Genomic DNA, 10,881 nt, shown 5'->3' on the forward strand with positions numbered 1-10,881 from the left:
ATACAGTGCTGAGGTCAAAGATCTTTGCGTCAAAATGTCTCTCAACGGTATGGGATGGAGCGGCATTGAACGAGTCACAGGGATCTCGCACAACAGCGTCATCAACTGGGTGCGCCAAGCTGAAGCCAAAATTGCTGATGAAAACTACTCCATTCCCGAAACGGCTCAAATTGATGAGCTAGAAACATTCGTGGCTCAAAAAAAACAAGGTCTGGCTCTGGAGTTTCGTGAATAGCCATCAGCCTGGAATTATTAAGTTTGTGGTCGGAGATCGTTCTTTAACGACTTTTATGATCTTGTGGCAAATGATTCGTGGTTGGGCTTGTTTCCTCTACATCACTGACGGTTATTGTGTGTATCCTTGCTTAATCGACGAGTGTGACCATGAGGTGAGCAAAACAGCGATGACGAGAGTTGAAGGAGAAAATTGTCGTCTACGGCACTATCTGGCTCGACTTCACCGCAAAACGTTGTGTTATTCCAAGTCCGTTGATATGTTGTACAAGTCAGTACGCTTACTCATCTACTATCTCAAGCACGGGCGGATTCCTCTTTTGTCTTAATCATTCACCTTTGTGCAACACCATTCCGTTTACCAAGAAAGTCAAGCGCAGACGGCCAGCCAGACAGAGAAAACTAACATTGGCTCGCTCGAACTCGAAAGTGGAAGTAGTCGAACCGGGCCAAGCTAGACATACTGGTCAGGAGATTGTAGGACCAAGTATTTTGAGCGACTTGGACTATCAATTTTTAGAAGCATTTCGATCGCTCTACACGAACATTCACTTGCTCAGTGCAGGCACGGCGATTCGATCGCTCTTAGTCGGCTCAGCCGTAGCCGGAGACGGCAAATCTACAGTAGCTTTGCACCTGGCAGCCACAGCAGCAGCAGTCGGACAGAGAGTATTGTTAGTAGATGCAGATTTGCGCTGCCCGCAACTGCACGCTAAGTTAGGACTGCCAAACGTGCGTGGCCTGGGCGATGCCATCTCCACGGATCTCAGCCTCAACGACGCGATTCAACGAGCCCCGAACCAAGAAAATTTGTTCGTACTCACCGCCGGCCAAATTGCCCCCGATCCGATCAAGCTTCTTTCTTCCAAAAAAATGCAGTATCTGATGGAGCAATTTCAAGCATTTTTTGACTTAGTAATTTATGACACCCCGCCAGTAACTGGCTTGGCAGACACCCACTTGATCGCAGCTCATACAGACGCTACGATTATGGTCGTCCAAATTGGGCAAACAGACCGATCGCAAGTTCGCAAAGTTTTAGAAGAATTAAAAATTTCTGGAGCTTCCGTCTTGGGAATCGTTGCTAACGGCTGCAAAAACACCGGTCAGAGCTACCGCCAGCGCCCGGTCGTTCTAGAGACGCTCTACGACCAAAAACTATCGGCTTTAGGTACGAAAAATCCTAAGTAGACAAATGTTGATGCAGGCGGCCGAGCGCCGCCGTCCTCAACCGGAAACGCACAACCAAGCTATACCCTTATTTTGTGATAATAGTACCATTTGAGAAAGAAAATGATAGACTAACGGACGTAGCCTTGTGTGTCAACCGAGATTGCGCGGATATTTAAATTTTGCGGTAATTACTCAGAAAATGATTGAGAAATCAGCAAAAGTGGGTAAACTACATCAAGCAGAGCGCAATCTCAATCAGGAAAAGACACTTTTGAAGGTGAACGTTAGTGTAAACGTTAATGTGAACGTTTCAACCCAGAAACTTGGTAGGGATTATTCTATGAGTACAGTTATGGTTGTTGATGATAGCGTCACTCTGCGGGAGATGATCGCCGACTTGCTCAAAGGTAGAGGACTCAACGTCACGGTAGCGAGTGATGGCGTAGAAGCTCTAGAGCAAATCAAGGCTAACCGCCCAGATTTAGTCGTTCTGGATATCGTGATGCCCCGGATGAACGGCTACGAAGTCTGTCGCCGGCTCAAAAGCGACCCTAAAACCCAAAATTTGCCGGTGGTAATGTGTTCGAGCAAAAGCGAAGAGTTCGATCGCTATTGGGGGATGAAACAAGGAGCCGACGCTTACATCGCCAAGCCATTTCACCCTCAGGAATTGGTCGGCACTATTAAGCAATTGCTGCGAGGTTGAGGTTGAGGAATAGGGACAGGAAAAAATTGTCTTGAGCGCTTATTATTTCTGCTCCCGCAGCCTCTCTAAACTACTCGATTGACAATAGTCCAAACATCCCCGTCCGATCGCACGTAGGGAACAGATATACTCTTAAAACCAGTAATAAAAGGCTTGTAATAAACCTGCCAGTAGCTGGGGCTAATTTGGTCGGCGATAGCTTTGAGTCCCTTCACTTCCGCCGCCAGTTCCGCCGCCAGTTCATTAATCCGTTCCGCGTGTCCCTGAGCCAGCAATCTTCCTTCTTCAACTTGCTGCTCCATCGGAGTGATTCTTTGCAACTTTACCGACTGCTGCTGTTTCTGAGCCAGTTGAGCAGACAGAGCCGCGATCGCGTCATCTATACCCTTGACTTCTGCCGACACTTGTGCTGTTTCCCTTGCGTGACGCCGATAAGCATCGGCGATCGCTTGGGGCGAATCACCGGCTGGGACAGCATCGGCAATAGTAAGCTGCTGGCGTTCCAGGCGCAATTCCTCTATTTGAGAGTAAATTGCCTCTATATCTGTCTGAAGTTTGTCCACCTAATTACCGCGTGGTTGTTGGATATTTTAGCATATTAACACAAACCCCTCGCCTAATCGGCATAGAAATTGCATATTTTAGGCTGGCTAGAAGCAAAGCCCCGCAAGCCGAAGAGGAATAGTTTGAAAAATACAAATTTTTATATTTCTCAGTTGAGCGATTCGGTCGATATCCAGTCGGGTTAATCAGGTTGTATCCGGTAAAATTAGCATTATAGATTGGTAGTTAGGAATGCAAGTACGAGCGAGTTTTACGAGAATTAAAGTCGTCACTAAAAACACAATTCCTAATTCCCAATTTCCAATTACCAATTCCCAATTATTAAGACAATTTTTTAAGTTGTTAGCCCTTGCTGCCTCAACTCGACTATAGTCTCTACCAAGACCTCGGGTTGCACAGGTTTAGACAGATGTCGGTCAAAACCCGCAGCAAAAGCACGATCGCGGTCTTCATCCCTAGCATAAGCCGTCAGAGCGATCGCCCAAAATTTCCCTGTCTGTGTGTTCAAAGAACGCAGCCTTCGTACCAGCGAATAGCCGTCTTCCTCCGGCATTCCGATATCGCTGACCACAACATCCGGGCTAAACTGCGAAGCCACCTCAAACGCCTCAGCAGCAGACGATGCAACCCTGACAGTGGCCCCGGAATCTGCCAAGACAAACCTCATAAATTCCCGCGAATCAACCTCGTCATCAACCAGCAAAATCTTAACTCCCAGTAAATTACCAGCGTCAGCCCAAACCTGCGCTTCCTCCTCTGGCATCGAATTTACCTGCATCGCAGGGAGACGGAAAGTAAAAGTCGAGCCCATATTCAGTCCCGGACTCTGGGCCCAAACCGTGCCGCCGTGGAGTTCCACCAACTGCCGCACGATCGCCAGACCCAGCCCCAAACCGCTATAATTGCGAGTAATCGTAGCATCCGCTTGGCGGAAAGAGTCAAACACGTAAGGCAAAAAATTCGGTGCAACCCCAATTCCCGTGTCGGTAACAGCCAGCTCAACCTCCGAATCAACTCTCGAAAGCCGGATTTCAACTCGCCCCCCGCGCGGCGTAAACTTAATCGCATTCGTCAGCAAATTCCAAATTACTTGCTGCAAGCGGCCAGGGTCTCCTGATACCCAAAATCTCGGATTTAAGTCAGATTCAGGATTGCCAGAAACCTTCCCAAGCTTGGAAAATTCAGCAGTCTCTAAACCCAAATCTCCTATTGCAAACCGCAAATCGAGCGACTTAGCATCGGCAGCCAACCGCACCGTATTCAGCGCTCCTTCCACCAGGGAAATCAAATTTACCGCACAAGGATTCAAAGTCAACTTGCCGCGAATAATTCGCGAAATATCCAGCAAATCATCAATCAATTGAGTTTGCAATTTAGCATTTCGCTCGATCGTTTCTAAAGCCCGCCCAGTAGCAGCCGGACTCAAACTGCGTTGCTGCAGCAGTTGCGCCCAGCCCAAAATCGCGTTTAAGGGCGATCGCAGCTCATGAGAAAGAGTTGCCAAAAACTCATCTTTCATGCGATTTGCCTGCTGAGATTCCTCGTAAAGTCGGGCATTATCGATCGCCCCCGACACCGCCTGAGCCAACTGCATTAAAATAGTTTCATCGTCTTCGGCAAACTCCCCCTCATACTTGTCCGACAACTGAATCAATCCCAGATTTCTGCCGTCCCGAGTAGTCAGCGGTACAGCCAGCCAGCCCCGCATCGGCGGGTGCTTCCCCGCAGCCTTGCCGAACTTCCGCCATGCCGGGTGAGCCTCTAACTCGGTTTGAGTCATCCGCATCGCCTGTTGGTGCTGGCAAACTTCCTGGTAAATGCCCGTACCGTCTGGCTCTTGGCAGTAATCTTGCCACGCGGCGTATTTTTCTGACATGGAAAACTTGCTAATTCCCGCATCCCAGGTGGCGGCAGGGTCGAGGTTGACTGCTACCTGGTGGACTTCGAGAATTTGGCGGGCGCTATCTGCTGCTAACTGAAGTATTTCTGCCACCGACAGCGTGGAGTTGATAGCAACTGACGCGGAGGTTAACTTTTGCAGGCGGCGCAAATACGACCGCTCCCGGGCCAACGCGCGCGCGCGGTCGTATTCTAACTGTTTGCGATCCGTAATGTCGATCGCCACGCCGGACAGCCGAAGGGGTGTACCGGATGCGTCAAAAACCACTCGCCCTTTGTCGTGAAGCCAAATCACTGAGCCGTCGGGTCGCACTTTGCGGTATTCCGACTCGTAAACTCCCGTGCCCCTGAATGCGGCATCCACATCTGCCAAAAACCTTTCTCGGTCTTCTGGATGCACCGCATTCTTCTTTTGCTCAAAAGTACCATAGGTGCTATCTGGCCCCAAACCCATCTGCGTTTCGGCATTAGACGAACGGCGGACTTCCCCCGAGGCCACATCCCAGGTAAAAGCGATCGTGTTAGCTGCTTCTAGAGCAAAGCGCAAATTTTCCTCGCTTTCTTGCACCCGGGCTTCCGATAATTTGCGATCCGTAATATCCCAAACCACGCCGATCGAGCGCACCGATTTACCTGTATCATCATCAAAAAACTTGCCCCTACCCGAGATCCAGTGCAAGCTGCCGTCGGGCCAAAGGACTCTAAATTCGTACTTGTATTCTATTTTCTTTTCTAAAGCAAAGGTAACAGCGCCGGCGATCGATGCCTGGTCATCCGGGTGAATGCAGGCAAAAAACGCTTCGTAAGTTCCCAGAAAACTGCCTTTTTCCAACCCGAATAACAGTTCGTGTCCCTCCGACCAAACGACCTCGCCAGTTAATACATTCCAATCCCAAGTTCCCATTTTCGAGGCTTCGATCGCCAATCTCAGCCTTTCCTCCGAAATTGCCAACTGCGCCGACGTTTTCGCGTAGTTCTCGCGCAACTGCTGATTTTTCAAGCTTTCGCCCACGGCCCCCGCCAGCCGCTTGAAGTGCCGCCCTTTGAACACGTAATCGCTCAAACCGGCTTTCATAGCTTCGACTGCCACTTGTTCGCTGCCGCTGTCAGTACACATAATTACCGGACAATTCGGGTAGCGGCTGTGAACTTTGTGGAGAATAGTTAATCCGTCACTCCAGTGCAGTTGGTAGTCGGTAATGACTATATCAAAACCCCCGACTGCCAGGATTTGTTCGAGAGTTTGGATATCAATAACCGATTTAATTGCTAAATCGGGAAAATTTTTCCTCAGTTCTCGCTCGATCATCAGGCGATCGTTCGGGTTGTCGTCGATTAATAGAATAGACAGCATTAGCCTTTTAGTTTTTGTATGAGCGCAAACATTCTTAAATCTAACAATATGTTATTGAGCAATCTCGACAATTTAAATATGTACTTGGTGGGTTAATTAGACTTGCCAATAATTTTATTGTACTTGCTTGTATTTTATTATATTTTACAGATTGTAATATCCTCAACCCGCCTTTTACGGGCGTGCCCACAAGCAAATTAATTAAGTAAGTTGTTGTAAAACAGATCGGAAAGCCTGCTCAGCCGGGAACGGTGCAAGAGATTACTTAACTATCATTATACTAATTGTTTATTCTGTCTTCGGGTGTGAACCAGCGGGTTGATTGATTTTTTGAGCTACAGCAGAATATTGCTGTTAAAACCCTCTTGCGTAGAACCTCATCTTTTTTTAAATCCCGATTCACTGCGCGTTGCCGAACTTGCTTCTCAACTCTCGCACTTGCGTAATTTTACCCAGAAGCGGGTACCGATTCCCAAAGTCGATTTCACCCCGATCGCACCCCCCATCCGATCGACTCCTTTGCGAGCGATCGCCAGCCCAATTCCCGTCCCCGGATACACTTCTTGACCGTGCAGGCGATCGAACAACCCAAAAATTCTCTCTTGAAATTTTTCTTCAATACTAATGCCGTTGTCTTCTACCCAAAGATAGATATATTCCTTCTCAGCTTCTGCATAAACTCGCACCTGCGGCTCTATCCCAGGCTGCACGAACTTAATAGCATTGGAGAGCAAGTTAACCAAGACTTGCAGCAGCGTACCAGGATGGGCCAACACCGTAGGTAGCGGTTCAACAACCGTTATCCGAGCTTGTTTTTGGGCAATTTCAGCATCTAGTTGCGCGATCGAGCCAGCCACAATTAAATTAAGAGAGACTGCTTTTAGCGGCAAGTTAGCTTTGCTGAGGCGGCTGTACTCTAGCAAATTTTCGATTAAAGTATTCATCAGACTTGCAGCGTCATTAATCCGATACAAGTAATCCTGGGCCGTAGCATCCAACTCGCTGGTTCTATCTTGGAGCAACGTTTCAGCAAAAAACGAAATTCCCCGCAGAGGAGCGCGCAAGTCGTGAGAAACTGAATAGGTAAACGATTCGAGCTGTGCGTTAACTTCTTGTAACTCAGCAGTACGCTCTCTCACCCGCTCTTCCAAAGTTTCATTAAATTCGCGCAAAGCAAGTTCAGCTTGCTTGAGTTCCGTAATATCTTCCACCAATCCCTCAATGGTACTTTCACCTTCTGCGCGGTAGAGATATTGAGTAAACCGAATCCATTTTACTCGACCGTCTGCCAAAGGAAATGTAATTTCCAGAGTTTGACACCGAGACTCCCCTGAATCTACCGGTTGCAAAAATAATTGCTGCAGATAAATCCCTTGGACATCTGCTAAATTGCTGGCATCAAACAAGCGCAAGAAAGCTTGATTGCTTTCCAAAAGCTTCCCCTCGGAAGTCGCTCGAAAAACTCCGACATTTAAGCGTTCTAGCAGAGAATTAAGTTGATTTTCTAGTCGGGCGACTCGTTCCCAGGCGGCAAGTCTATCGAGTACGCCGCGAACCGCAACGCAAAGGCGGACGTAGTGCTTCGGCGACTTGATAATGTAGTCGTCCAATCCGGCTTTCATCGCCTCTACAGCAATTTCTTCGTTGCCAGTATTCGTAAACATTACAATCGGGCATTCTGGATAACGGGCTTTAATAGTTTTAAGCACATCTATACCGTTCGTCCAGCGTAGTTGGTAGTCGGTAATTACCAGATGGAATCCGTCTCGATTCAGTGCTTTCGCCAATAATGTATCGTCGGAAATTTCCGTTATTTGCACTTGCGAGAATTGCCGCTCTAACTCGCGTTTGACAAGCAGCCGATCCGTTGGGTTGTCGTCAATTACCAGAATGTGTACCACTTTAACAATCTATAATTGGGCTGTTAGCTAGAGTGCCGATCGATCACTCCTAATAAAAATGTTGGATGTTGCCCTTTTAAAATAAAAAATGACGGGCTTCCTCAGTAAAAACTTAATTCACTCGTTACGATAAACAGCCTGGTAACGAGAAAACGAGGAAGAAAAACCGGGGAAAACGGCCACTACAAACCAGAAACTTCTCTAGATTCCGGCAGTTCGGTATAGTTGAGCCAATACTCGTTAAAACTCTGCATCATTTCTAATAAAGAAGCAAACCCGACTGGTTTAACTAAATAAGAATTTACCCCTAAATCGTAAGCTCGCTTGACATCAGGTGTTTGCCTAGAAGAAGTAAGCATAACCACCGGCAAGCGTTTTAGTTCCGGCTGCTGCCTCAGCCAAATTAGAACCTCGTGACCGGAGCGCCTGGGCAATTTCAAGTCTAGTAAAATTATCGCAGGTAAAGGATAGCGATCGCGATCGCTGTATTCTCCGTCCCCATTTAAATAAAAAACCGCTGCATCTCCATCTCGGACAATTTGCAGCGAAGTATTAGCAAAAGTCTCATTGCGAAATGCCCGCTGCATCAATAGAATATCAACGGGGTTATCTTCCACCAGCAAAATCGTCTGCGTTTGGGTCATGCTTCCTCAGTTCTATCCAAAATCGACTGCCTTGTCCTACTTGAGATTCCACTCCAACTTGACCGCCCATGCGATCGACTCCTTTTTTTACAATAGCTAATCCTATACCAGTTCCGGGGTAAGATTCGATACCGTGGAGCCGTTCAAAAACCCGAAAAATGCGTTTTTGATGTTCTTGAGCAATACCGATACCATTGTCTTCTACCCACAGACGGATGATGGGGACTGGCAATAGAGGGCTGACCATAAGTAACTGGGAATGTTCCCACTGTCCCACAGTTTGCCTTTCCAATTCTCCCCCTGTTTCGCTGTCTGTCTCTCCCTCTTGAGGCAGCTCTATTTCCTCACCCCAGATCAGCACTTGGGGCGGTGCGCCTTCCACAAATTTTATAGCATTAGTGAGCAGATTGGCGATTACTTGAACTAAAGTAACGCGGTGGGCAATTACCGCAGGCAAGGGCGCTCGAACACTGATTTGAGCGTGTCTGGATTTAGCGTCAGCTTTTACCATAGCAATTGCCTCGGCCACAGCAGATTCTAAGTCCAAAACTTGCAGCGATAAATCAGTGCGGCTCAGGCGGCTGTAAGCTAGCAAATCTTCGATTAATTCTTCTAGTTGTTGCCCAGAATTAACAATTTGCTGGGCGTATTCTTGACCGAGTTCGTCGAGGATGTGACGGTAATCTTCTAATAAAGCTTCAGCCAATCCCTGCATTCCCCGCAGAGGAGCACGCAAATCGTGAGCAACGGTATAGGCGAAAGCTTCTAATTCTTCGTTAGCTGCTTGAAGTTGATGGGTGCGGATCTCTACTCGCCGTTCTAAGGTAGCGTTGAGCATCCGAATTTCTGCTTCTGCTTGTTTGCGCGCAGTTACGTCAATGGCGGTACTAATTACTAAACTTCTGCCGTCGCAAAGCTTGCCTAAAGGCGCGGAATAAAAGTCCCAAATTCGAGTTTCGCCGCTGGCTGTGGAAATCATATATTCGCCTTCAGAAATCCGCGCGTTTAATTGATGCAGCCGATCGATATCTGCTTGCACTACCGATTGGCGACTGTGGTAAGCTTTTTCTGTCCAATCTTCAATTGTGGGAATTTCTGAGTGTTGGTAGCCTGAGAATTCTGTCCAAGCCGAGTTAACTTGCAAAACTTCTCCGTTTTCAGCGTGCAGCATAATTGGCAGCGGGGCGTCGAGAATGGCGCGGCGGAAACGTTCTTCGGTTAATTCTAAGGAGTGGCGATCGTGTTCTAGCTGGTCTAACAGTTGATTTTGCTTGATTTCGGCATTGTCGCGCAAAGTTCGATCGCGCTTCACAAAATAGTAAACCAACAGCATCAACAGGAAATTTACTAAACTCGCAACGGTAAAACTCAGAATGGTCAAATTAGCGCTCCTTTGAGATTCTCGGGCGCGCTGCTGCAATAGCTGAGTTTCTTCGGCAGTCATGGCGGCTATCTGCTGCCGAATGTCCCCCATGAGTTGCTTTCCCCTACCAGTTTTTATTTGCCGCACGGCTGCTGCTAAGTTTTGTTTGCGTCGCACATTGAGGGTTCTTTCAAGGTCGGCTAATTTAGAGTCGATCGCAATTTTCAAATCGCGAAGGCGCTGTTGCTGCCGCTTATTGTCAGCCGTTAGCTGCTGCAATCCGACTACTTGCTCGTTGATGCGGGCGATCGCGCTGTGATACGGTTCTAAATACCGTTCTTCTCCCGTCAGCAAATAACCGCGCTGTCCGGTTTCAGCATCTTTTAAGGTGGAAAGCGTGGCTTCGAGTTCGGTTAAAACTTGGTGAGTGTGGTTCACCCAGCGTTCGTTTTCGACTAACTTGAGAGTGTTGCGGTAGGAAGTAGCCGCATTAAAAATCAGCAGCCCCACGGCCATTCCAATACCTGCGGTGATTTGGCGAGTCAGCGATTGTTTCATGAAATGATGGCACGCGAGTCCTGCTTTTTCTTTTATTTTAGCTAAATTCCGACTAGCCGAATTTTTGGCGCCCGCAGGCAGTCAGCTAAAGCCTACAAATTTAAGGCTCCAATTTGCGATCGATCTTGTGTTTAACTTAGTCTCGATTCTTTTCGCATCCCCCTTAAGCCAGAAATGCCAGAAGTTGCTCTCTTTCGTCTCGTGATTCCGGCAAACGCCACACAATCTAGGGTGGCCAACAAAGCTTTATTCGCCCTGTTTTGTTGCATCGATCGTGCTGCTTTCACACTTTCAAATCGCGGCGCAAAAAAAAGAGTTTTTACCTATTGATTTAAGTTGATTTTTGGGGTATATTTTAGATAATGGGAGTGGTAACATAAATTTAAATTTTGCCACTATTCCCATTATTAAATAGGGCTTGCTGAATAAGTTAAGAAAAATCACGATAGCAATTGAGGAATGATTCAAGTTCAGCGACACATAAT

Annotated in this window: 7 protein-coding genes and 1 pseudogene; 3 read left to right on the forward strand and 5 right to left on the reverse strand. The window is 47.5% G+C overall.

Annotated features, from left to right (window positions below; translation table 11 throughout):
* The 3 genes and pseudogenes from QUB14_RS27315 to QUB14_RS27325 form a co-directional block, all read left to right on the forward strand.
* Window positions 1–563: pseudogene (locus QUB14_RS27315) on the forward strand (IS1 family transposase); the annotation flags it as partial.
* A 79-nt stretch (window positions 564–642) separates the two neighbouring features.
* Window positions 643–1,425: a CpsD/CapB family tyrosine-protein kinase gene (locus QUB14_RS27320; protein WP_333221195.1), complete on the forward strand. Its 783-nt coding sequence runs from the start codon at window positions 643–645 to the stop codon at window positions 1,423–1,425.
* Between the two features lie 322 nt (window positions 1,426–1,747).
* Window positions 1,748–2,113: a response regulator transcription factor gene (locus tag QUB14_RS27325; protein ID WP_039886668.1), complete on the forward strand. Its 366-nt coding sequence runs from the start codon at window positions 1,748–1,750 to the stop codon at window positions 2,111–2,113.
* 65 nt (window positions 2,114–2,178) lie between these two features.
* Here QUB14_RS27325 and QUB14_RS27330 read toward each other — a convergent pair whose 3' ends face one another.
* From QUB14_RS27330 to QUB14_RS27350, 5 genes are all read right to left on the reverse strand, one after another.
* A complete protein-coding gene (locus tag QUB14_RS27330) occupies window positions 2,179–2,676 on the reverse strand; it encodes a hypothetical protein (protein WP_190661498.1) in 498 nt (165 codons plus the stop codon).
* Between the two features lie 335 nt (window positions 2,677–3,011).
* Window positions 3,012–5,930, reverse strand: coding sequence for a response regulator (locus QUB14_RS27335; RefSeq protein ID WP_333221192.1), 2,919 nt, complete (start codon window positions 5,928–5,930; stop codon window positions 3,012–3,014).
* A 425-nt stretch (window positions 5,931–6,355) separates the two neighbouring features.
* Window positions 6,356–7,831, reverse strand: coding sequence for an ATP-binding protein (locus QUB14_RS27340; protein WP_333221190.1), 1,476 nt, complete (start codon window positions 7,829–7,831; stop codon window positions 6,356–6,358).
* A 182-nt stretch (window positions 7,832–8,013) separates the two neighbouring features.
* On the reverse strand, window positions 8,014–8,475 hold the full coding sequence (locus QUB14_RS27345; protein WP_333221188.1) for a response regulator: 462 nt from the start codon (window positions 8,473–8,475) through the stop codon (window positions 8,014–8,016).
* Window positions 8,438–10,396: a CHASE3 domain-containing protein gene (locus tag QUB14_RS27350; RefSeq protein ID WP_333221187.1), complete on the reverse strand. Its 1,959-nt coding sequence runs from the start codon at window positions 10,394–10,396 to the stop codon at window positions 8,438–8,440. Before QUB14_RS27350 ends, QUB14_RS27345 begins: the two co-directional genes overlap by 38 nt.
* Window positions 10,397–10,881 lie beyond the last annotated feature (485 nt).

It is taken from the genome of Microcoleus sp. B3-D2, from assembly GCF_036705345.1.
GTDB lineage: Bacteria > Cyanobacteriota > Cyanobacteriia > Cyanobacteriales > Microcoleaceae > Microcoleus.